Annotated in this window: 21 protein-coding genes and 1 pseudogene; 10 read left to right on the top strand and 12 right to left on the bottom strand. The window is 45.1% G+C overall.

Features of this window, described 5'->3' with window-relative positions:
• Positions 1-61: 61 nt before the first annotated feature.
• From tlpC to nin, 3 genes are all read left to right on the top strand, one after another.
• Entirely contained in the window at positions 62-1,783 is a 1,722-nt protein-coding gene (gene tlpC, locus MHH79_RS01965) for a methyl-accepting chemotaxis protein TlpC (RefSeq protein WP_047182067.1), read from the top strand.
• 167 nt (positions 1,784-1,950) lie between these two features.
• Positions 1,951-2,400: a DNA-entry nuclease gene (gene nucA / locus MHH79_RS01960; protein ID WP_014475770.1), complete on the top strand. Its 450-nt coding sequence runs from the start codon at positions 1,951-1,953 to the stop codon at positions 2,398-2,400.
• A 26-nt stretch (positions 2,401-2,426) separates the two neighbouring features.
• Positions 2,427-2,825 carry a DNA-entry nuclease inhibitor gene (gene nin, locus MHH79_RS01955; RefSeq protein ID WP_015252845.1) on the top strand — a complete coding sequence of 133 codons (399 nt, stop codon included), beginning with the start codon at positions 2,427-2,429 and terminating at the stop codon, positions 2,823-2,825.
• A gap of 36 nt (positions 2,826-2,861) precedes the next feature.
• Here the strand turns inward: nin and bglC are convergent, their stop codons facing one another.
• The 7 genes from bglC to MHH79_RS01920 all read right to left on the bottom strand — a co-directional run bounded on the left by bglC (position 2,862) and on the right by MHH79_RS01920 (position 7,079).
• On the bottom strand, positions 2,862-4,295 hold the full coding sequence (gene bglC, locus MHH79_RS01950; protein ID WP_047182066.1) for a 6-phospho-beta-glucosidase: 1,434 nt from the start codon (positions 4,293-4,295) through the stop codon (positions 2,862-2,864).
• A 71-nt stretch (positions 4,296-4,366) separates the two neighbouring features.
• Complete coding sequence (locus MHH79_RS01945; protein WP_021481826.1) at positions 4,367-5,095, bottom strand: AAA family ATPase; 729 nt, start codon at positions 5,093-5,095, stop codon at positions 4,367-4,369.
• A gap of 18 nt (positions 5,096-5,113) precedes the next feature.
• On the bottom strand, positions 5,114-5,455 hold the full coding sequence (locus MHH79_RS01940; protein ID WP_032724911.1) for a DUF3147 family protein: 342 nt from the start codon (positions 5,453-5,455) through the stop codon (positions 5,114-5,116).
• Entirely contained in the window at positions 5,443-5,865 is a 423-nt protein-coding gene (locus MHH79_RS01935; protein WP_174616579.1) for a MarR family transcriptional regulator, read from the bottom strand. Before MHH79_RS01935 ends, MHH79_RS01940 begins: the two co-directional genes overlap by 13 nt.
• A gap of 127 nt (positions 5,866-5,992) precedes the next feature.
• A complete protein-coding gene (locus MHH79_RS01930; protein WP_047182065.1) occupies positions 5,993-6,325 on the bottom strand; it encodes a YckD family protein in 333 nt (110 codons plus the stop codon).
• An 81-nt stretch (positions 6,326-6,406) separates the two neighbouring features.
• Positions 6,407-6,862, bottom strand: coding sequence for an RDD family protein (locus MHH79_RS01925; RefSeq protein ID WP_024572178.1), 456 nt, complete (start codon positions 6,860-6,862; stop codon positions 6,407-6,409).
• A 19-nt stretch (positions 6,863-6,881) separates the two neighbouring features.
• The gene (locus MHH79_RS01920) at positions 6,882-7,079 is read right to left on the bottom strand and encodes a hypothetical protein (RefSeq protein WP_120363256.1); all 198 of its coding nucleotides are present in this window, start codon (positions 7,077-7,079) and stop codon (positions 6,882-6,884) included.
• Between the two features lie 160 nt (positions 7,080-7,239).
• Between MHH79_RS01920 and MHH79_RS01915 the strand changes: the two genes are divergently transcribed.
• Together MHH79_RS01915 and MHH79_RS01910 are read left to right on the top strand one after the other, a co-directional pair.
• On the top strand, positions 7,240-8,103 hold the full coding sequence (locus MHH79_RS01915) for a transporter substrate-binding domain-containing protein (protein ID WP_309529878.1): 864 nt from the start codon (positions 7,240-7,242) through the stop codon (positions 8,101-8,103).
• Between the two features lie 9 nt (positions 8,104-8,112).
• Positions 8,113-8,793, top strand: coding sequence for an amino acid ABC transporter permease (locus tag MHH79_RS01910; RefSeq protein WP_100506676.1), 681 nt, complete (start codon positions 8,113-8,115; stop codon positions 8,791-8,793).
• Positions 8,794-8,842: 49 nt separating this feature from the next.
• On the opposite strand, the gene zinU is transcribed toward MHH79_RS01910, so the two are convergent.
• The 5 genes and pseudogenes from zinU to MHH79_RS01885 all read right to left on the bottom strand — a co-directional run bounded on the left by zinU (position 8,843) and on the right by MHH79_RS01885 (position 13,164).
• The gene (gene zinU / locus MHH79_RS01905; protein ID WP_024572175.1) at positions 8,843-10,036 is read right to left on the bottom strand and encodes a zinc metallochaperone ZinU; all 1,194 of its coding nucleotides are present in this window, start codon (positions 10,034-10,036) and stop codon (positions 8,843-8,845) included.
• A gap of 27 nt (positions 10,037-10,063) precedes the next feature.
• Positions 10,064-10,250 (bottom strand): annotated as a pseudogene (locus tag MHH79_RS01900) (hypothetical protein).
• A 96-nt stretch (positions 10,251-10,346) separates the two neighbouring features.
• Positions 10,347-10,931 carry a L,D-transpeptidase gene (locus MHH79_RS01895; protein WP_063336036.1) on the bottom strand — a complete coding sequence of 195 codons (585 nt, stop codon included), beginning with the start codon at positions 10,929-10,931 and terminating at the stop codon, positions 10,347-10,349.
• Positions 10,928-11,842, bottom strand: coding sequence for a GTP cyclohydrolase FolE2 (gene folE2, locus MHH79_RS01890; protein ID WP_063336035.1), 915 nt, complete (start codon positions 11,840-11,842; stop codon positions 10,928-10,930). Before folE2 ends, MHH79_RS01895 begins: the two co-directional genes overlap by 4 nt.
• A gap of 116 nt (positions 11,843-11,958) precedes the next feature.
• A complete protein-coding gene (locus MHH79_RS01885; RefSeq protein WP_003246358.1) occupies positions 11,959-13,164 on the bottom strand; it encodes a nitrate/nitrite transporter in 1,206 nt (401 codons plus the stop codon).
• 179 nt (positions 13,165-13,343) lie between these two features.
• Between MHH79_RS01885 and nasB the strand changes: the two genes are divergently transcribed.
• From nasB to cobA, 5 genes are all read left to right on the top strand, one after another.
• Positions 13,344-15,659, top strand: a complete 2,316-nt coding sequence (gene nasB, locus MHH79_RS01880; protein ID WP_340034956.1) for an assimilatory nitrate reductase electron transfer subunit NasB — start codon at positions 13,344-13,346, stop codon at positions 15,657-15,659.
• A gap of 6 nt (positions 15,660-15,665) precedes the next feature.
• A complete protein-coding gene (gene nasC / locus MHH79_RS01875) occupies positions 15,666-17,798 on the top strand; it encodes an assimilatory nitrate reductase catalytic subunit (RefSeq protein ID WP_340034955.1) in 2,133 nt (710 codons plus the stop codon).
• A gap of 120 nt (positions 17,799-17,918) precedes the next feature.
• On the top strand, positions 17,919-20,336 hold the full coding sequence (nasD, locus tag MHH79_RS01870) for an NADPH-nitrite reductase (RefSeq protein ID WP_063336032.1): 2,418 nt from the start codon (positions 17,919-17,921) through the stop codon (positions 20,334-20,336).
• 31 nt (positions 20,337-20,367) lie between these two features.
• Entirely contained in the window at positions 20,368-20,688 is a 321-nt protein-coding gene (gene nirD, locus MHH79_RS01865) for a nitrite reductase small subunit NirD (protein WP_003246252.1), read from the top strand.
• A gap of 60 nt (positions 20,689-20,748) precedes the next feature.
• A complete protein-coding gene (gene cobA, locus MHH79_RS01860; protein WP_340034954.1) occupies positions 20,749-22,200 on the top strand; it encodes a uroporphyrinogen-III C-methyltransferase in 1,452 nt (483 codons plus the stop codon).
• The last annotated feature ends 21 nt before the right edge of the window (positions 22,201-22,221 follow it).

Raw genomic sequence — 22,221 nt, 5'->3', positions numbered from 1 at the left:
AAAACTTTAAACCTAAAAACCCGATAAGTAATATGACCTACAAATCGTAAAAGGAGGAATTATGTTGATAAAACGACTTAAGATGAAGCTAGGAACTAAAATTCTTTGCCTTGTTTTCGTGGTGATTCTTTTGTTTTCGGCATCAGTTGGCACTGTGATGCTTAAGGAAATTACAGAAAGCATGAAACAAATGGCAACTGAAAAAGCGAAAGGTGATCTCGCTTTAAGCAGCACTTATATTGATGATGTCGTGTCAGGCGACTGGCAGGTGAAAAACAATAAGCTCTATAAAGGGCAAACACAAATCAATGGAAATGAAGATATTGTTGATCTGCTTGGTGAAAAAACAGGTGATACAATTACCATTTTCCAAGGCGATACTCGTGTTGCAACCAATGTCATGAAGAATGGCGAAAGAGCTGTCGGCACCCAGGCTTCTTCTGAAGTTATTGCCGCTGTTTTAAAGAAAGGAAAGCGTTTTTACGGACAAGCAGATGTAGCAGGTTCTTCTTATCAGACTGCATACATGCCTTTAAAAGATCAAAATGGGAACATCATCGGCATGCTGTATACCGGAGCTAATCAAAGTATTTTAGCATCACTTACACAATCACTTTTCACTCAATTCGCTATCGTTCTTGTTATCGTCATTATGGTATCAGTCATCCTTGTCTTGGTTTTCACCAGAAAAATCAATAAGCGGCTGAACTCTTTAAAAAGCGCCTTTGAAAGTGCCGGAAACGGAGATATGACAATAGAGGTGTCAGACAAAACCGGTGACGAGCTATCAGAACTAAGCAACTATTATAATAAGATGAGAATAAAGCTGAACGATACCATACAAACCGTACAACAATCAGCCCTTCAGCTTGCGTCAGCCTCTCAGCAGCTCTCAGCCGGAGCAGAGGAAACAAATCAAGCTTCAGAAAAGATCACAGAAGCTGTACAGCAGATTGCAAATGGAGCCCAAGATCAGATCGCCCGAATTGAAAACAGTGAAAGCTCATTAAAACAAGCTTCAGCAGACATCCGGGATATTTCTGCAAATACTGCCGCTATCGCTGACAAAGGGCAGCTCGCTCAATCAAAAGCAGACATTGGGCAAAAGGAAATTGCAAATGTACAGGCGCAAATGGATGCGATTCACCAGTCAATTCAGAAAAGCGGAGAAATCATACACCAGTTAGACGGCCGCTCTAAACAAATTGAGCAAATTTTATCGGTCATCACCCAAATTGCCGATCAGACAAACCTGCTTGCGCTGAATGCAGCGATTGAAGCTGCCAGAGCCGGTGAACAAGGAAAAGGCTTTGCTGTTGTTGCTGATGAAGTACGGAAATTAGCAGAAGAGTCTCAACAGTCTGCGGGACAGATTTCAAAACTGATCATAGAAATACAAAAGGATATGAACCGGTCTGCAAGATCTGTTGAGCATGTGAAAACAGAAGCTGCAGAAGGAGTCACCATGATCCAGCGCACCAGAGATGCATTTAAGGAAATTGCAGCTGCAACAGGTGAAATCAGCGCCGAGATCAGTGATTTATCATCATCTGTAACAAACATTTCAGCCAGTGCACATCAAATAAATGATTCCTTTGCAGCCAATACGGCCGACATTAAAGAATCTACTAAAAATACCCGGCAAGCGGCTGCATTAACAGAGGAGCAATTTGCTGCAATGGAGGAGATTACCGCAGCTTCTGAAACGCTTTCTCAATTAGCTGAGGAGCTTACCGGTATCATAAGCCAATTTAAAATGATTAATCAAGCCGAAAACGGCTGATGACTTACTATCATTATTGTAAATTGGCAATCGTATTTTGCTGAAAACAAATATTTCGACCTGCTAAAATTACGATTTCTGCAATAAACTGAGCGTAAAACATAAAATTTAAACCTTTACACCAAATGCTTTCTGGATTACTCTTGTGTCAGTTTTAAAAGCGGGAGGTGAACATCACGACGGACATCATAAAAACGATACTTCTCGTCATCGTCATCATAGCAGCTGCAGCTGTCGGCCTGATAAAAGGAGACTTTTTCTCAGCTGATCAAAAAACGTCTCAAACGAAAGAATATGATGAAACAATCGCCTTCCCATCTGACCGGTATCCCGAAACTGCCAAGCATATTAAGGATGCGATAAATGAGGGGCACTCAGAGGTGTGCACTATTGACAGAGACGGAGCTGAAGAACGCCGCGAGCAATCATTAAAGGACGTACCTTCCAAAAAGGGGTATGACAGAGATGAATGGCCAATGGCCATGTGCAAAGAAGGCGGTGAGGGAGCTTCTGTAGAATACATTTCTCCCGCTGACAACCGCGGAGCAGGCTCTTGGGTCGGGCATCAGCTTACCGATTACCCAGACGGCACAAAGGTTTTATTCACAATTCAGTAAACAGTACATAGAGGAGGAACAGCACATTGATCAAATCATGGAAGCCGCAAGAACTTTCTATTTCATATCATCAATTTACTGTATTTCAAAAGGATTCTACACCTCCTGTAATGGATTGGACTGACGAAGCGATTGAAAAAGGATATGCTGCGGCAGACGGAGCCATTTCCTTTGAGGCACAGCGAAATACAAAGGCCTTTATTCTTTTGCGCCTGAACAGTTCAGAAACAGTAAACTCCTACGAAACAAAAGTGACTGTTCCTTTTCATGTCACAGAAAACGGAATTCATATTGAAAGCATCATGTCTAAAAGACTGTCCTTTGATCTGCCTAAAGGAGACTATCAATTGACATGCTGGACTGTGCCGGCTGAAATGTCAGATTTGCACGCCGACACTTATATTATTGATGCTGTTTCTGTGTAATGAAAAACCCCTGAGAGAATAACTCTCAGGGACTCTTTATAAACTTTCTCCGTTCGTCTTGATGACATCTTGATACCAATAAAAGCTTTTTTTCTTCAAGCGTTTTAAATCGCATGTGCTTTCTTCATCACGATTGACATATACAAATCCGTATCTTTTTTGGTAGCCGTTCAGCCAGCTTAACAGGTCAGTAAACGACCAGCTGCAATAGCCGATTAAATCGACACCGTCACTGATGGCTTGTCTGCATTGCTCAAGATGCGAACGTAAATAATCAATTCGATAATCATCCTGTACAGTGCCGTTATCAACTTTATCAAATTCACCCAAACCGTTCTCTGTTATAAACACTGGAAGCTGATAGCGGCTTGTAATTCGGCGAAGACCGATACGCAGCCCAATTGGGTCAATTGTCCAATCCCAGTTGCTCGTTGTCAGATGCGGATTTTTTTTCGTTTTGAACACTCCGGGTATCCCCGTCTCCTGATTGGTTCCCTTTTGGCCTGTCGTATTCATTTTCCCTTCAGACACACCATCAAGCGGATTTCGTTCATAGGTGATCGTCTGATAATAATTGACACCTACAAAATCAGGCTTCCCTTTGGCAAGCAGCTCCATATCTCCTGCTTCGATTGTCGGCGCCCATCCCTGTTTTACCAAGTAGCGGAATGGAATTTGCGGGTAGGTTCCCCAGCAATACATGTCAAGCCACCAATTGTTCATAAATTCTTCGGCGTTTTCAAATGCCAGTATATCCTCTGGATGGCTTGATAAAGGGTAAGCCGGAGAATAAGCAAAGCTAGGACCTATTTTGCCTTCAGGCACATATTCTCTAAATGATTCGATGGCTTTTGCATTAGCCAGAAACGCAATATGGTTTGCTTCGTAAAATCGTTTTCTGTCTTTCACTCCAGGCGGATGCATGGCTGTAATAAATCCGTGATTAAAATTGTAGTTCTGTTCGTTTAACGTAACCCAATATTTCACCCTGTCTCCAAAACGTTTATAAAGAGTAATACAGTAGTGATTAAAATCCTCTATGATGTTTCTGGATTCAAACCCGCCGTATTCGTCCATAAGCGCTTGAGGCAAATCCCAGTGATATAAAGTCAGAACCGGCTCGATGTGATGAGAAAGCAATTCATCAATCAGTCTATCGTAAAACGCTAGACCTGCTTCATTGATCTCTCCTTTTCCTTTTGGAAAAACCCGTGGCCAGCTGACGGAAAATCGATATACTTTTAACCCCATCTCAGCCATCAGAGCGACATCTTCTTTAAATCGGTGATAATGGTCAACCGCAATGTCGCCATTGGTTCCTTTAAACGTTTTGCCCGGTATTTTCGTAAACACATCCCAAACAGAAGGGCCTTTGCCATCTTCATTCCAAGCGCCTTCAATCTGGTACGCTGCAGAAGCAGAGCCCCACAAAAAATGTTTCGGAAAAGATTCTGGATGCTGGTGGATCATAGTGTTTATCACTCCTGAATTATTGATAAACCTATCATAGGCTATGAAACGCGTTTCATATCAACTCGATGTTAGTCGCGGAACAGCTCAGCTAATATTTTTTCTCTTTGTCCAAGAAAATATCGTGTTAATTGAACATGCTCTGTATTCTCATATTCAATATGATGTATTCTTCCACCATCAAAGCTTAAAATATTAGCATTGGGATAGCCCAGTAGGATTGGGGAGTGAGTCGCAATGATCATCTGTACATTTCCGCCCTTCACCAAATCATGTATAACTCTCAAAAAAGCTAATTGTCTAGCTGGAGAAAGTGCTGCTTCTGGCTCATCTAAAAGGTAAATCGCTTTCTCTTTAAAACGATGACGGAATAGAGACATAAAGGACTCTCCATGTGATTGATTGTGTAGCGGCCTCCCTCCATAGGAACGGTATGGCTGAGGAGCATCTAGTTCCATCTCATCCAGATGAAGAGAAAGATGATAAAACGATTCAGCCCTTAAGAAGAAGCCATTTGTTACCTTTGGAAGCCAAGATAAACGTATGTAATCTCCTAAATGGGAATCTGACTCCCGTAATTCATAGACATTATTTCGGCTTCCGCCCGCTGTATTGAATTCACACTTATCTGCTATCGCTTCAAGCAAAGTAGATTTTCCAGATCCATTTTCCCCCACAAAAAAAGTCACTTGGCTAGTAAATAAGATGTCATTTAATTGACTTATAGCTGGGATAGTAAAAGGAAATCTGTCAAAGTCCAAAATCTTATCTCGAAGAAGAGTAACCTTTTTTAAAAACATAGCATCTCCTTTCTATACTCAGTTAAATAATATATTGAGAAAGATCTTCTGCATCCATAAAAACATAGCCCATCCTAGTATTCCAACACATAATGCAAACCAAAACGGCACATGAATTTTCAGCAAAAAAGCCAAAATAGCTAGTAAACAAACTGTAGCTGGGATTCCTGTAAGCACACCAGATGCAAATTGACTTAATTGAGCTGTTTTTTCACCTTGTATTTGCATCCAAAAAAGGCTTAATAAACTGACCAAGGGCAAAGCGGCAATGATGCCGCCATAGGTCGGATGTCTTTTTGATATTTCAGTAACAAAACCGATAATCAACGCAGAGATGATTACTTTACTTAAAACTGCCATTGTTTAGCTTCCCTACTTAAAAGTTCAAATGCCTGTTCAAGTAATTCCTTTTCTGATGTGCTCATTCGTTCAATTATTTCTTTTAATTTCTCTTTATCTAGCTGTGTGTGCTGTTCAAGAACAGATCTTCCTTCTTGTGTTAAGAAAACTAAAACTTTTCGTTCATCCTGTTGACTTCGCCGTTTAGCTATAAATCCCTTTTGAATCAAACGTTTAGTATGCTCTGACGCTGTATTGTGAGAGACAGACAAGTATTCAGCCAAAGCTCCTATTGTCGCCTCACCTTGCTTTTCAATATGCTGCATAATCCGTATTGCCTGGTGAGAAATATTATCTTTATGTTGATAATGTAATAAATAATAAATATCTGTCCACTGCTGATTAAGTTTAGAGATTAAATCCATTTCCATCATTATACACCCCATTTATATCTTATTATAAGATATAATCAACAAAAGCGATATATTTTTTCGGAAAATTCATTCAGTAACTTTTAACAATAAAAAAGCACCCAATTCCCATTGGATGCTTTCCATCTTAATGTCTTTTTTCAAATTTATGCGGATGAGGATGATGCTTTGGAACAAAGCCGTTTTGTTTCATCATTTCAAAGTGTTTATCCAAGTGATTTTTGATGTGTTCTCCTCTTTCTTTAGGCAGGACACCGTATTGTACATACTTTGAGATCACATCTTTGCGCTTTTTAAGAATCTCTGCTTCCAGTTGTTCAACCTCTTTCTTTTGCTGATCTGTCAGTGTAACATTTGCGGGAGGCTGCTGCTGTTTTTCAGCGGCCTCAGCTGTACCGGTCAGAGAAATGACAGCCGCTGCAATGAACATTGTGATGATGTTGATGGTTATTCGTTTCATCCAGCTTATTCCTCCAATCCTATTTTTCATATGTTTTGCTGCCTTGTATTTTTTATGCATAAAAATAAAAAGAGCGAACCATTATTCGCTCTTTCTAATCTCTTCGTCAGCATTAAGTTCTTCTTCACCTGGTGTCGCATAAGTGACATATGTTCCCGCGATTAAATCATGCAGGGTCCGTTTGTCTTCTCGTACGGCAATCAGAATCAGGCTGGCGATCAAGCCGAGTCCGAAGGTTATACAGTAAACCAGGCCGGCTACAATAACCCGTAAAAACATTGTTAACAGACTGACCTGTGATCCGTCTTTTTTTACGATTCTGATTCCGCAGATCCTTTTTCCGATAAGATAACCGCGCCAAAACACCGGCAGCAAAATAGAATACAGCAGAACAACCAAACTGATGAACATGCTGTCGTTTGGGTCTTTTCCTGTAATCAGCCAATAGATCAGCAAAAGCGGCACGGAGACTATAATATAGTCTAACAATGCAGCTCCAAGTCTGATCCAAAATCCGGCTGGTTTGTAAATATTCATTTGACTCCCCCATTATGGTTTAAATGTTTCCGTTTTCTTTCTCATCGAATATATCATATGCCTTAGGGGCATCAGCAAGACTTAAATTTATTCTGAAGATCGATTTCATGCTTCTTGACCATTTCTTACGGTATTGGCATAGAGGAATAACGGATCTACTGCATCCTTCACGTCCACATGTGTTTCCTTGGTACGTCGGGCAATCATCCTTGGACAACTCCTTTTTTCATCACCTCTTCCCTTCATAGACGCTTTTAAACACCCACTATGCCTTTTGTATACACAATTCGAACTTTTTGAAAACGTCATCAACATATTGCAACCCCTTATGTTCAATGCTATCTTTTTAGTTGATTAACAGATTGGGGGAACTATAGGTGAAATCATTCATGCATTCCAAAGCCGTTATATTCAGTTTCACAATGGCTTTCTTTCTTATATTGGCAGCCTGTTCCGGCAAAAATGAATCCGATTCCAAGGATACAGGCTGGGAGCAAATCAAGGACAAAGGGAAAATCGTAGTCGCTACATCAGGTACGCTCTATCCCACTTCTTATCACGATACTGACTCAGGCTCCGATAAGCTGACGGGCTACGAGGTTGAAGTTGTTCGTGAAGCGGCAAAACGCTTGGGGCTGAAGGTTGAGTTCAAGGAGATGGGCATTGACGGGATGCTGACAGCGGTGAACAGCGGACAGGTTGACGCAGCCGCGAATGACATCGATATGACGAAGGACCGCGAGAAGAAGTTCGCATTTTCTACTCCATATAAATATTCATACGGCACGGCAATCGTCCGTAAAGACGATATATCCGGGATTAAAACGCTTAAGGATTTAAAAGGGAAGAAAGCGGCTGGCGCGGCTACAACCGTCTACATGGAGGTCGCGAGAAAATACGGCGCCAAAGAAGTGATTTATGATAATGCGACGAATGAGCAATATTTAAAAGATGTTGCCAACGGACGCACTGACGTCATTTTAAACGACTATTACCTGCAGACACTTGCGCTCGCGGCATTCCCGGATCTCAACATTACAATTCATCCTGACATCAAGTACATGCCGAACAAACAGGCCCTTGTCATGAAAAAAAGCAATGCGGCACTTCAGAAAAAGATGAACGAAGCATTGAGAGAGATGAGCAAGGATGGCTCTTTGACTAAACTGTCGAAACAATTCTTCAATAAAGCAGATGTATCAAAAAAAATTGATGCCGACGTTCAGGACGTTGATTTGTAATCGGACGCCATGATCAATAGCATTCAATGGGAATATATTTTCAACACGAAGCTGGCTATTGAATCGTTCCCTTATGTCATAAAAGGCATTGGGTATACACTGCTCATCTCTTTTGTAAGCATGTTTGCGGGAACTGTGATCGGCCTGTTTATATCACTCGCCAGAATGTCTAAACTTGCTTTGTTAAGATGGCCGGCGAAGCTCTATATCTCATTTATGCGGGGCGTTCCGATTTTGGTGATATTGTTTATCCTTTATTTCGGGTTTCCTTATATCGGCATTGAATTTTCCGCTGTCACGGCTGCTTTAATGGGGTTTAGCCTAAACAGCGCCGCCTACATTGCGGAAATTAACCGTTCAGCCATTTCATCCGTCGAAAAAGGGCAGTGGGAAGCCGCATCCTCGCTGGGTCTTTCCTATTGGCAGACGATGAGGGGCATCATTTTGCCGCAATCGATACGTATTGCGCTGCCTCCGCTTGCCAATGTATTGCTCGACTTAATCAAGGCGTCCTCTCTCGCTGCGATGATTACAGTGCCGGAATTGCTCCAGCATGCGAAAATCATCGGGGGCAGAGAGTTTGATTATATAACCATGTATATTCTGACCGCTCTCATTTATTGGGCCATCTGCTCCATTGCCGCGGTCTTTCAGAATATCCTTGAGAAAAAATACGCTCATTATGTTTAAACAAACGTTTCATTAAAAAAAGCCGCTCCCCCAGGGGACGGCTTTTTTTCTATTGATTCAGCTTCCATTTAAACGGGTCCTCAAACAGCGACCAGTCGGAATCAAATTCATACTCAGTCAGCAGGCATTGATCAAGCTCTTTCGTGATCGTTTCTTCATCCAGGTCAGTTCCGATAAAAACTAGCTGCGTTAGGCGGTCGCCGAACTCCGGGTCCCACTCCTCCAGGATTTCCGGCTCCTGCTGTTTGACTTGCTCCTGCTCAAGCTTCGGCAGCGCCGCCACCCAATAAGATACAGGCTCAATCGTAACCGACGGACCTGCTTGAGACATCAGCAAAGCGAGGTTGTTATGAGATGCGCACCAGACGATTCCTTTGGCACGAACCACGTTCTTTGGCATTTGATCTATCCATTGATAAAACCGTGTAGAATGAAACGGCAAACGTCTCTTATATACAAATGAAGAGATACCGTATTCTTCTGTTTCCGGGGTGTGTTCCGCATGGCCTGCCGTCAGCTCTTGAATCCAGCCGGCCGATCCGCTCGCTTCCTCGAAGTTAAATAACCCTGTATGCAAAATCTCCTGCGGTTTTACATTTCCTTTGACAGAACGAATGAACTTGGCTCTTGGCTGCAGTTTACGAAGAACTTTTTCAAGCTGTTCGAGCTCTTGCTCGCTGACCAAATCACATTTATTTAAGATCAGTACATCGCAAAACTCAATTTGATCGATCAAGAGGTCGGCGATTTCTCTTTCATCCTCTTCCCCCAATGCTTCTTTGCGGTCCAGAAGGCTTTCGCCTGACTGATAATCATGCCAAAAACGGTTGGCATCAACCACTGTCACCATCGTATCCAGCTGACAGAATTTTGTAAGATCGATTCCCATCTCTTCATCGATATAAGAGAAAGTCTGGGCCACCGGGATCGGTTCGCTGATTCCGGTCGATTCGATGACGATATAATCAAACCGTCCGTCTTTTGCCAGCTTCTCAACTTCTATTAATAAGTCTTCGCGAAGCGTGCAGCAAATGCAGCCGTTTGACATTTCCACAAGCTTTTCATCTGTTCTGGAAAGGCCCCCTTCCTGCTTAACCAAACCCGCGTCAATGTTCACCTCGCTCATATCGTTTACGATAACCGCTATTTTCAAGCCTTCGCGATTTTGCAGAATGCTGTTCAACAATGTTGTTTTTCCTGCACCTAGATAACCGCTCAGTACGGTAACCGGAATTTTTTTCATAATAGTGCCTCCATTAAAATAGAATGATTACGATTTAAATTGAATACTTCGCCGTATGTACAATGGTGTAGAGCAGCTTTTCGCGCTCCGAAAACATTCGCGTTGCCGCCCGATTTCTAAATCCGTAAAGGCTCCAACCGCGTTTAATCCTTTTCCCAAATCCCTGCCCCTTGCCGACAGCAAGATCCTTAATCGATGCCTTTCCGCTTTTCACAGATGCACAGACAATGATAAGCCATTTATCACAAAACGTAATTGTTACGATTTAAATTGTATGGTCTTTTTTCCTTTTTGTCAATGGCTTTTCAATTCAGCTGATCACCACTTTTGTATGTTCAGGGATATTTTCAAATACCCATTTCGCATCTGGAATGGTCAGCCTGATACATCCGTGAGATGCTTTCGTTCCTAGTTTTTCTGCTTCCGTTTTGATGACTTTTTGATCCTTAGTCATTGGCACACTATGAAATAGAAATTCACCGTGATTTTTCCATGATACCCAGTATTCTGCGCCTTCCTGGTATCCTTCGGAGAAAAACCATTCTCCCCGTTCAGGCTCTACATAAAAGGTGCCCTTTGGCGTAGCATCATCTTTTGTTTGATCAAGACCAGAAGAGATCATCATTGTATAGATGGTGTTGCTTCCTTCCTTGATGTAAGCCTTCTGCTCCTTCACATTCACATCAATCCAGACATGCTTCTGTTTAATATCCGGGTATTCTCCGCCCGAAGGCTTTGTCCAATCAATGCTTGTTTTTGCTGTTTTTCGAACGTCCGTTATGTTTTCGACCGTTTTCTTTGTATTGATACTTGCGTGTTCTTCTGCATGATCGGAGCAGGCTGACAGCAGGCAGGCTGGCATAAGAACTGCAATAATGAATAATGAGAGTTTCATATTTTATCCACTTCCTTCGAAAAACACAGCTTCGCATAGGCATCGTGGAGATGGATCGATTCTTCATTGCGGCATTCAATCTCAAAGGCTGACACCCATTCAAGCTCAAACAAATCTGCAGCAATCAGCCGGGCGAGATCCTCAACAAACCTCGGATTTTCATAGGCCGTTTCTGTCACGGCTTTTTCATCAGGCCGCTTCAATACCGGATGCAGTCTCGCAGAAGCATTTGATTCTGCGGCGTGAAGCAAATCAGCTTTAACATCACTTGGCAGCGATGCGGCCGGGTGAATATCTGCCCAAATGCTGACCGTTCCCCTCTGATTATGGGCACTGTATTCGCTGATTTCCTTGGAGCAAGGGCACAGAGTCGTTACTTTTGCTGAGATGCCGGCTCGCTGTTTAAACGGCTGATCTTTGCGATAGGTGACAGACATGAATATATCAGCATGCATCAAACCCGCTTTCTCAAGCTTCGGGCTTTTCCGTTCGAAAAACCACGGAAACCTCACTTCAACTGTGGCAGATGATGTGTCCATGTTTTCTGCAAGCTCTTTCGTAAATTGCTGAAGAGAGAAAAATGAGAGAATCCAGCCGTTTTGATGATAGACTTGCAGCAGCTCTGTTAACCGGCTCATGTTAATCCCCTTCTGATTTCTCGGCAAATTACAAGTCATTGTAAAGTTCGCAGCCGTTGTTTGCTCGGCAGGCGTCATGGCTGAAGTGATTGTGACGGGATGGGACACATTAGCGACACCTACATGCTGAATGTCAAAAAAATAATCCTTCCTGATATTTTGCAGGTCCTTCATTTTCTCTTTTTCCACTGGTTTCTCGCCTTTGATCGGACTGACCGATCCAAAGTATTGAAGACGCTCCGTTTTTTTCGGGAGCAGCGTATGTTGATTCATTCAGAAAACTCCTCTCGCTAATAAATCGTAATAATTACTATTTATTTTGATCGGTTCATTGTTGAAAATCAAGAGAAAATAAAAAAGACACGCACAAACGCGTGTCTGTCAAAACCCTAAACATCCGCCGGGCTGCTTTCCGCGCTCCAGCTTTTTCTCCAGTAATAGCCTGCGGCAAGCACAAGTGCAAACGCCAGCAGCGCGATACAGGAAAACGTGATAAAACCGATAGCATATGTGCCTGTCATCTGTTTGAGAGATCCTAAGATGTTCGGCAGGAAAAACCCTCCGATTCCTCCGGCCGCACCGACGATTCCCGTCACCATGCCAATTTCTTTGCGAAAACGCTGCGGCACGAGCTGGAATACTGCACCGTTACCCATTCCGAGCCCCATCATTCCGACAAACAATAGAACAATAACCATTGAAAGAGATGGCAGGCTGCTGACTCCGGCCATACACAGTGCCACGATGACAAACAGTACAGAAAGAACTTTCGTGCCGCCGACACGATCCGAAATCAAGCCCCCGACAGGCCGGAAAAAGCTCCCCGCCGCCACACATAATGTAACGAAGTCGCCCGCGTGAATTTTTGACAGCTGGTATTGATCAACAAAGAAAATTGATAAAAAGCTTGAGAGCCCGACAAATCCGCCAAATGTGACGCTGTACAGCAGGCAGAAAAACCATGTTTCCTTTTGCCCGAACACATGCAGATAGCTTTTGAGCGGCTGGGGAGACGGCTGTGCAGGAGAATCCTTTGCCATGGATACAAAAAGAATAAAGACGATCAATAATGGAATAAGCGCAATTCCCATGACAATGTGCCAGCCGAACTGCTCTGCCAGACGAGGGCCAAACAGGGTTGCAAACAACGTGCCGCTGTTCCCCGCTCCAGCAATCCCCATCGCAAGTCCCTGCAAATGAGGCGGATACCAGCGGCTGGCCATAGGCAGCGCTACAGCAAAGCTTGCCCCCGCCACGCCAAGCAGAATCCCGATGGCATACAGCTCAGTCAGGGAACGGCCGCCGAATGTCCCCCAAAGCAGCGGAATCATCGTCACCAGCATCCCGATCACTGCCGTTTTTTTCGGTCCGATTCTGTCCGTTAAAATACCAAGAATGATACGAAACACAGATCCAGATAAAATCGGCACAGCTACGACAAGCCCTTTCTCAAAAGGAGACAGGCCAAAATCCTGAGAAATATAAACACCCAGCGCTCCAAGCATAACCCATATCATAAAACTGACATCAAAGTATAAAAAGGAACAGAGCAACGTGAGTGGATGACCGCTAGTTTTCAGTTCCGACAGCTTCATAAGATTCCCCTTTCTAGACCCTCATTATTTTACATTTTCTGAATCAAGGATATAGGACCATTATTTTCTGGAAAAGACATGTGTAAGTTTTTGTGACACGTTTAATGCGTTAACAGTGCATTGTGACATAATTTTTAATAGGAGAAAACTTACGAGCTTCGCCAAAGGAGGTCTGATACATGAAGAAACAAAGATTGGTGTTAGCGGGAAACGGCATGGCCGGAATCCGCTGTATTGAAGAAGTATTAAAGCTGAATCGCCACATGTTTGAGATTGTCATTTTCGGCAGCGAGCCGCATCCCAATTACAATCGCATTCTCTTATCCTCTGTATTGCAGGGTGAAGCGTCACTCGATGATATTACACTGAACAGCAAGGATTGGTACGACAAGCACGGGATCACGCTTTACACAGGCGAAACGGTTATTCAAATTGATACAGATCAGCAGCAGGTCATAACGGATCGCAAGCGCATCCTGTCTTATGACAAATTCATTGTGGCAACAGGTTCCTCCCCTCATATTCTCCCTATCCCCGGGGCAGACAAAGAAGGCGTCTATGGATTTCGGACAATAGAAGACTGCCAAGCGCTGATGAACATGGCCCAGCACTTTCAAAAGGCTGCGGTAATCGGAGCCGGCTTATTAGGACTGGAAGCTGCAGTCGGTTTACAGCATCTTGGTATGGATGTCAGCGTCATTCACCACTCCGCCGGCATTATGCAAAAACAGCTCGATCAAACAGCGGCACGGCTGCTGCAAACAGATCTGGAACAAAAAGGCCTAACCTTTCTTTTGGAGAAAGACACCGTCTCCATTTCCGGCACCACGAAGGCAGACCGACTCCATTTTAAAGATGGCTCTTCATTAAAAGCAGACTTGATTGTGATGGCGGCCGGCGTCAGACCGAATATTGAATTGGCTGTATCCGCTGGAATCAAAGTGAACCGCGGGATCATCGTGAATGACTTCATGCAGACAAGCGAACCGAATATCTACGCCGTCGGTGAATGCGCTGAGCATAACGGAACGGTGTACGGATTGGTGGCACCGCTTTATGAGCAGGGAAAAGCTCTCGCCAGTCATATTTGCGGCGTTCCATGTGAGAAATATCAAGGCTCAGCACCATCTGCGGCGTTAAAAATAGCTGGAATCGATGTGTGGTCAGCAGGAAAGATCCAAGAGGATGAACGCACGACGAGCATCAAAATCTACGACGAACAAGCAGGAATTTATAAAAAAGCACTTTTTGTAGATGACAAACTGGCCGGCGTTATTTTATTTGGAGACACCCGTGACAAGCAGTGGCTTCTCGACAGCCTGCTTAAACAACGAGACATCTCCATTGTCAAAAAGCAGATCATCGAACCGGAGACAAGCGGCACTTTATTTGAATCCATGCCTTCCAGTGAAACGATTTGCCAATGCAACACAGTGACGAAAGGCGCGATTGAAGACGCGGTGAACACGAAAAGCTTAACAACTGTTGAGGAAGTCAAGCACTGCACCAAAGCCTCTGGGTCCTGCGGAGGATGCAAACCGCTCGTTGAAGACCTTTTGAGGTACATGACCAACAGCGAATATACGAAGCCCGCCGGCACACTTTCGTTTTGCAGCTGTACTGATTTTACAGAAGACGACATCATCGCTGAGCTTCAGCGCAGGCCATTCACTAATCCGGCAGAAGTGATGAACCAGCTTGACTGGAAAACAAAAAAAGGATGCAGTACTTGTGTTCCTGCGATTCAATACTATCTGGAAATGCTGTACCCCGGGTTTGTCCAGCCGGAGCCAGCCACTGAAGAGGCATGCATCCTGATTCCGCAAATGTACGGCGGACGGACAAACGCGGAGCAGCTAAGAACCATCGCCAACATCATTGAGGCATACAGCATTCCCGACGTATCCATCACTCACGGCCAAAGGCTGAAGCTTTCCGGGATCAAGCCTGCGGATCTCCCGAATATAAAAAAAGACCTGAAAATGCCCGTTTACACCAATGAACACCGACACGCGCTGCAAAGCATCAAAGCATGTACATGCGGGCAAAATCGATCGATTCAGCAGCTGGCAGCCCAAATCGAAAGACAACTTGAGATGCTTCCCTTACCCGCTCCCATTTCTATCAGCTTATCATGTGAAACAGACTGCACCGATGCCGCCCTGCAAGATGTCGGCGCAATTCGGACACAAGCTGGATGGGACATTTACATCGGCGGCGTCCGGAGAACTCATGCCCGTTCAGGAGCTCTGTTTTGCGTGACTGAGAATGAAGACAGCACTGCCGGCATGATCAAAGGACTGATCCAGTATTATCGGGAAACGGCTCATTACTTAGAAGCTGTTCATCAGTGGATAGACCGTCTCGGGATCGTTCATATCAGAGAAGTGCTATTCGAAGAAGACCTAAGGGCACAGCTGCTGGAAAGCCTCCAAACAGATCTGTCACTGATTCAAAACCCGACTGTAGAGACGGGCGCATATAAGAAAGGATGAGGCATTTTGACTGAACGACTGCTTAGATATTTCCGTGATAAACAGCAAGACGTCCAATCAGAAAAAACATATGACACTCAATGCCCGTTTTGCAGCATGCAGTGCAAAATGCAGCTCGTGGAACAAACCATCGTCACGCGCAAAAAATACACTGCGATCGGGATTGATAATCCTACAACACAGGGTCGGCTATGCATGAAGGGCATGAATGCTCACCAGCATGCCTTGAACTCCTCTCGCATCACCCGCCCTCTGCTGAAGAAAAACGGCGAGTTTATCCCTGTTTCCTGGGAAGAAGCATTGAATTACATGAAAGACCAAGTGACGATGATCCAGGCAGAACACGGCCATGACGCCATGGCGGTATACGGAAGCGCCTCGATTACAAATGAAGAGGCGTATTTGTTAGGGAAATTCGCACGGGTGGGCTTACAGACAAAATACATCGACTACAACGGGAGGCTTTGTATGTCCGCCGCAGCAACCGCAGCCAACCAAACATTCGGCGCGGACAGAGGCTTAACGAATCCCTTATCAGACATTCCCCACACCCGTGTGATCATTCTGGCCGGCACCAATATCGCGGAGTGCCAGCCTACGATTATGCCATATTTTGAAAAAGCGAAAGAAAACGGAGCTTACATCATTGCCATTGATCCGCGTGAAACAGCGACAACAAAAATCGCCGATCTTCATCTGAAAATCAAACCCGGCACAGACGCCGCTCTTGCCAACGGCCTCGTCAAAATCATCATTGACGAACAGCTTATAAACGAGGATTTCATTCAATCACGAACAAATGGATTCGAAGAGCTGAAGCAGCATACTGACTCGTTGGACCTGAATGACATCGCCGAACAGACGAGTGTCCCGCTGGTGGATATAAGAAAAGCTGCTGTAAAGTTTGCCAAGGAAACATCCGGCATGCTGTTTACAGCCCGCGGGATTGAACAGCAAACCGATGGAACAGCGGCTGTGAAAGGCTTCTTAAACATGGTGCTGATCACAGGAAAAATCGGCAAGCCTTACTCAGGTTACGGGGCGATCACCGGACAAGGCAACGGGCAAGGTGCAAGAGAGCATGGCCAAAAAGCCGATCAGCTTCCGGGCTATCGATCTATTGAAAACGAACAACACCGGGCACATGTTGCGAAAGTGTGGGGAATCCATCAGGATGATCTGCCGCGAAAAGGTGTCTCAGCCTATGAAATGATGGAAAAAATCAACGACGGCGACATCAAAGGATTGTTCCTCATGTGCTCCAATCCTGCTGTCTCCAGCCCAAATGCGAATCTCGTGAAAAAGGCTTTAAGGAAACTGACATTCTTTGTTGCAATCGATTTGTTTATTTCTGAGACTGCGAAATACGCAGATGTGATTTTACCCGCCTCCTCTTACTTAGAAGATGAAGGCACCATGACAAATGTAGAAGGACGCGTGACATTAAGAGAAGCAAGCCGGCCATGTCCCGGCGAAGCAAAGCATGATTGGCAGATCATTTGTGATCTCGCATCCGCTCTCGGCAAGGGCCGCTACTTTTCTTATACGTCAGCGGAGGATATTTTTAATGAATTGAGAGAAGCGAGCCGAGGCGGGATTGCCGATTATTCAGGCATCTCATACGGCAGGCTCAGACGTGAAGGCGGCATTCATTGGCCGTGTCCGGAACCTGATCATCCCGGAACTCGGCGCTTGTTTACAGAATCATTTGCTCATCCGGATCAAAAAGCGGCATTAAGTGTGATTCCAAACGAACCGCCTGTTCCAAAAGAGAATCCGACAGCCGATTATCCGCTTTATTTAACGACAGGCAGAGTCATGTCTCACTACTTAACAGGCGTCCAAACAAGAAAAAGCGCCGCCCTTGCCGCGAGACATTTTGAATCGTTTATGGAAATCCATCCGCAAACAGCAGCGACCTACAATATCGAGGACCGTGTACTGGTAAAAATAGAATCGCCGCGGGGAAGCATCACCGTCCGCAGCAAATTATCAGAACAAATCAGAAAAGATACCGTTTTTGTTCCCATCCATTGGGCAGACGCTCAAAATGTGAATGATTTAATCGGGGAAGCCTTAGATCCAGCCTGTAAAATGCCCGGTTTTAAGGTATGTGCCGTCCGAATCAGACCTATTTAAATTTTTCATAAAATTTTTAGAACTTTTCGTATATTTTGTTACATTTTATAACATGTATCTTAAATATTCCTTTTTGCTGTGCTACGCTGGAAAAAACATTGATAAGGAGCGGATCATCTGATGGGAAAAAAACAGCTAGTTCTTGTTGGTAATGGAATGGCCGGGGTAAGGGCCATTGAAGAGATACTGAGTGTTGCTAAAGACGAGTTTCAGATCACAATTTTCGGTGCCGAACCGCATCCCAATTATAACCGAATCCTTTTGTCAAAAGTGCTTCAAGGCGATACAGATATTAAAGATATTACGTTAAACGATTGGGACTGGTACAAAGAAAACAACATTCAATTGTATACAAATGAAACAGTCATCAAAGTGGACACGGAAAACAAAACAGTCATCACAGATGCAGACAGAATCCAGCCTTACGACGAATTGATCCTGGCAACAGGCTCGCTCCCTTTTATCCTTCCGATTCCGGGCGCAGACAAAAAAGGCGTCACAGCTTTCCGGGATATAAAAGATACAGACACAATGCTCGCCGCGTCAAAACAATATAAAAAAGCAGCCGTCATCGGCGGAGGACTTCTTGGTTTGGAAGCAGCTCGCGGACTGCTGAATCTCGGCATGGACGTGTCCGTCATCCACCTCGCCCCATTCCTGATGGAGCGCCAGCTTGATGCAACGGCAGGACGCCTGCTGCAAAACGAGTTAGAAAAACAAGGTATGACCTTTTTACTTGAAAAGCAAACCGAAGAAATTGTCGGTGATGACCGTGTCGAAGGCCTCCGCTTCAAAGATGGCACAAGCATTGAAGCTGATTTAGTCGTCATGGCTGTCGGCATTCGTCCGAATACAACACTCGGGGCCGAGAGCGGCATTCCGGTTAACCGCGGCATCATCGTCAACGATTATATGCAGACTGAAATCCCGCACATTTACGCGGTCGGCGAATGTGCCGAGCACCGCGGAATCGCCTACGGGCTTGTGGCGCCGCTCTATGAACAGGCAAAAGTGCTGGCAAAGCATATTTGCGGCATCGAAACAAAACCGTATGAGGGCTCCGTTCTCTCCACACAGTTAAAGGTATCAGGCGTCGAGGTCTTCTCTGCCGGTGACTTTAACGAATCAGAGGAGAAAAAAGCGATTAAAGTCTTCGATGAGCAGGACGGCATCTATAAAAAAATCGTCCTGAGAGGCAATCAAATTGTCGGTGCTGTTTTATTCGGCGACAGCAGTGAAGGCAATCGCCTGTTTTCTATGATTCAAAAAGAAGCCGATATCTCTGAAACCTCTAAAATATCAATCTTACAGCCTCTCAGCCAAGAAGCAGGCACAAGCATTACCGCAGCGATGAGCGACGATGAAATCATCTGCGGCTGCAACGGCGTGTCAAAAGGTGCGATTATTCAAGCCATACAGGAAAAGGGCTGCTCGTCAACGGACGAAATCAAAGCATGCACTGGTGCATCCCGCTCATGCGGAGGCTGTAAGCCGCTCGTAGAAGAAATCCTCCAGCATACGCTCGGATCAGACTTTGATGCGTCAGCGCAAAAAGAAGCCATTTGCGGCTGCACCACATTGTCGAGAGATGAAGTCGTAGAAGAAATAAAAGCCAAAGGGCTGTCACATACAAGAGAAATCATGAATGTGCTCGGCTGGAAAACACCAGAAGGCTGTTCCAAATGCCGGCCCGCTCTGAACTACTACTTAGGCATGATCAATCCAACCAAATACGAGGATGACCGGACATCCCGCTTTGTTAATGAACGAATGCACGCCAATATTCAAAAAGACGGAACATACTCAGTCGTTCCTCGGATGTACGGCGGCGTGACCAACTCCACAGATTTGCGCAAGATTGCCGATGTCGTTGACAAATATGAGATCCCGCTCGTGAAAATGACAGGCGGCCAGCGAATTGATCTTATCGGCGTGAAAAAAGAAGACCTTCCGAAGGTATGGGAAGATCTTGATATGCCGTCGGGCTACGCGTACGGAAAAACGCTCCGCACAGTGAAAACATGTGTAGGCGAGCAATTCTGCCGCTTCGGCACACAAGACTCCATGGCACTGGGCATTGCGCTTGAGAAAAAATTCGAAGGGCTGAACACGCCGCACAAAGTCAAAATGGCCGTGTCTGCATGCCCGCGAAACTGTGCGGAATCCGGCATTAAGGACCTTGGCGTTGTCGGCATCGACGGAGGCTGGGAGCTTTATGTCGGCGGAAACGGCGGAACCCATTTGCGTGCCGGCGATTTGCTGATGAAGGTGAAAACAAATGAAGAAGTCTTAGAATACGCAGGCGCTTACCTGCAATATTACAGGGAAACCGCAAACTATCTGGAGCGTACGTCCGCATGGCTTGAGCGCGTCGGTTTATCCCATGTCCAATCCGTGTTAAACGATCCGGAAAAGCGGCAGGAGCTTAACGACCGAATGAATGAAACACTCTCTGTCCACAAGGATCCGTGGAAAGACTTTTTAGAGGATAAACAAACCTCTAAAGAATTATTTGAAAATGTCGTGACCACATCATAATGACAAAAACAATCATTGAGGAGGAATGGACATGGTAAACAAAGACGTAACAAAAGTATGTATCGGAAAAATTGAAGAATTGCCTGAACAATTAGGCAAAACAGTGTATATTGAAGATAAGGAGCTCGCGGTTTTCAAGCTTTCAGACGGAAGCATCCGCGCCATCGAAAACCGCTGTCCGCATAAAGGCGGCGTCCTGGCAGAAGGCATCGTCAGCGGTCAATATGTTTTCTGCCCGATGCACGACTGGAAAATTTCCTTAGAAGACGGAATCGTCCAAGAACCTGACCACGGATGTGTCAAAACATATGAAACGCTGATCGAAGGAGAACATGTTTATCTCGTATATTGATCAAAAGACCGGATCACTTTTCTAGTGGTCCTTCATTTTTTACAGTGACGGAAGGATGACATGATCATGAAGAACGGAATCGTATATTTCGTGGGAGCCGGACCCGGCGACCCAGGCCTGCTCACCATCAAAGGAAAACAGGCGCTCGAGGAAGCAGATGTGATTTTATATGACCGGCTCGCCAACCCGAAGCTGCTCGAATTTGCATCACCGGATTGTCAGTTTATTTATTGCGGAAAACTGCCAGACCGCCATTTTATGAAACAAAAAGAAATTAACGCCCTGCTGGTTGAAAAAGCATTAAATGGGTTAACCGTCGTTCGCTTGAAGGGCGGAGATCCGAGCGTATTCGGCAGAGTCGGCGAGGAAGCAGATGCTCTTCATGAGCACGGCATTCGCTATGAAATGGTGCCGGGAATCACCTCTGGAATTGCAGCGCCGCTATATGCGGGCATCCCCGTCACGCATCGGGATTTTGCATCGTCTTTTGCCATGATTACAGCGCATGATAAATCATTAAAAGGCACGCCGAACCTTGACTGGGAAGGGCTTGCACGAAGCGTACAAACCCTTGTTTTTTACATGGGTGTCAAGAACTTGTCTTATATTTGCCAGCAGCTTATTTCATACGGGAAATCACCTTCTGTCCCTGTCATTGTCATCCAATGGGGAACGTGGGGCCGCCAGCGGAGTGTGAAAGGAACACTTGAGAACATCCAGCAAAAAGTGCAGGAACACCAGATTACAAACCCCGCGATTATCGTCATCGGAGACATCGTCAACTTTCAAACACACAGCTGGTTTGAAAGCAAACCGCTCATCGGACGGCATTTGATGGTTGTGACTCATGGCGAAGATGAAGACCCGCTTGCAGACAAGCTGCGCGATTCCGGCGCCGATGTCATCGAGTGGCCGAAATGGCGGACCGAAAACATGCCAGTCAATGAAGACATTCTTCGAAAGATTGGCACCTTTGAAGACGTTTTTTTCACATCGCGCCGGGCGGTTTGTGAATTTTTCAGAGCACTGGCTTCTCAGAAAATCGATATCCGCCAGTTGACAGCCAAACTGAGTGCAGCATCTGAGCAAGCAAAGACAGAGCTTGAGAAACGGGGCTTTCTTGTCACCGCCATTGAGCCTGATTCAGAGAAACGTCTTGTTGTCGGGAGCCGCCATGCAGTGGAAAACATGCAAAAGCATGAATCCTGTTCGTTTTATATCACTCATGAAAACGTCATAGATGACCGGTTCACCCACATGATTCAGCGTACCATCAGTGAATCCCCGCTGCACATGGTCATTTGCCCGAACAAGCTGTCCGTTCAGCAATTGATCAATACTGGCGAACAAATTGGCATGTCGCCGGAACCGTCAGCAAGCCGGCCTCCTATCGTCTGTTTAGGCGATGACTCAGCTGCCGGGGCTTATGGATTCACAGCCATCCAAGAACAGGATGAATTGTTTGCTTTCATCCAAAACCAACAAGCGGAAAGAAAACTCCTTCACAGCTGATGGCAAACAGCCCTTTCCCCC

Origin of the sequence: Bacillus sp. FSL K6-0993, assembly GCF_037977205.1 — a bacterium.
Lineage (GTDB): Bacteria > Bacillota > Bacilli > Bacillales > Bacillaceae > Bacillus > Bacillus subtilis.
Note: the sequence above shows the minus strand (reverse complement) of the source record. Positions and strands in the feature narration are given on the sequence as shown.

What these genes read in the sequence shown, in the direction of transcription:
- tlpC (WP_047182067.1), top strand. Translation starts at nt 62, where the DNA reads ATGTTGATAAAACGACTTAAGATGAAGCTAGGAACTAAAATTCTTTGC.
- bglC (WP_047182066.1), bottom strand. Translation starts at nt 4,295, where the DNA reads ATGATCCACCAGCATCCAGAATCTTTTCCGAAACATTTTTTGTGGGGC.
- MHH79_RS01945 (WP_021481826.1), bottom strand. Translation starts at nt 5,095, where the DNA reads ATGTTTTTAAAAAAGGTTACTCTTCTTCGAGATAAGATTTTGGACTTT.
- MHH79_RS01940 (WP_032724911.1), bottom strand. Translation starts at nt 5,455, where the DNA reads ATGGCAGTTTTAAGTAAAGTAATCATCTCTGCGTTGATTATCGGTTTT.
- MHH79_RS01935 (WP_174616579.1), bottom strand. Translation starts at nt 5,865, where the DNA reads ATGGAAATGGATTTAATCTCTAAACTTAATCAGCAGTGGACAGATATT.
- MHH79_RS01930 (WP_047182065.1), bottom strand. Translation starts at nt 6,325, where the DNA reads ATGAAACGAATAACCATCAACATCATCACAATGTTCATTGCAGCGGCT.
- MHH79_RS01925 (WP_024572178.1), bottom strand. Translation starts at nt 6,862, where the DNA reads ATGAATATTTACAAACCAGCCGGATTTTGGATCAGACTTGGAGCTGCA.
- MHH79_RS01910 (WP_100506676.1), top strand. Translation starts at nt 8,113, where the DNA reads ATGATCAATAGCATTCAATGGGAATATATTTTCAACACGAAGCTGGCT.
- zinU (WP_024572175.1), bottom strand. Translation starts at nt 10,036, where the DNA reads ATGAAAAAAATTCCGGTTACCGTACTGAGCGGTTATCTAGGTGCAGGA.
- MHH79_RS01895 (WP_063336036.1), bottom strand. Translation starts at nt 10,931, where the DNA reads ATGAAACTCTCATTATTCATTATTGCAGTTCTTATGCCAGCCTGCCTG.
- folE2 (WP_063336035.1), bottom strand. Translation starts at nt 11,842, where the DNA reads ATGAATCAACATACGCTGCTCCCGAAAAAAACGGAGCGTCTTCAATAC.
- MHH79_RS01885 (WP_003246358.1), bottom strand. Translation starts at nt 13,164, where the DNA reads ATGAAGCTGTCGGAACTGAAAACTAGCGGTCATCCACTCACGTTGCTC.
- nasB (WP_340034956.1), top strand. Translation starts at nt 13,344, where the DNA reads ATGAAGAAACAAAGATTGGTGTTAGCGGGAAACGGCATGGCCGGAATC.
- nasD (WP_063336032.1), top strand. Translation starts at nt 17,919, where the DNA reads ATGGGAAAAAAACAGCTAGTTCTTGTTGGTAATGGAATGGCCGGGGTA.
- nirD (WP_003246252.1), top strand. Translation starts at nt 20,368, where the DNA reads ATGGTAAACAAAGACGTAACAAAAGTATGTATCGGAAAAATTGAAGAA.
- cobA (WP_340034954.1), top strand. Translation starts at nt 20,749, where the DNA reads ATGATCATGAAGAACGGAATCGTATATTTCGTGGGAGCCGGACCCGGC.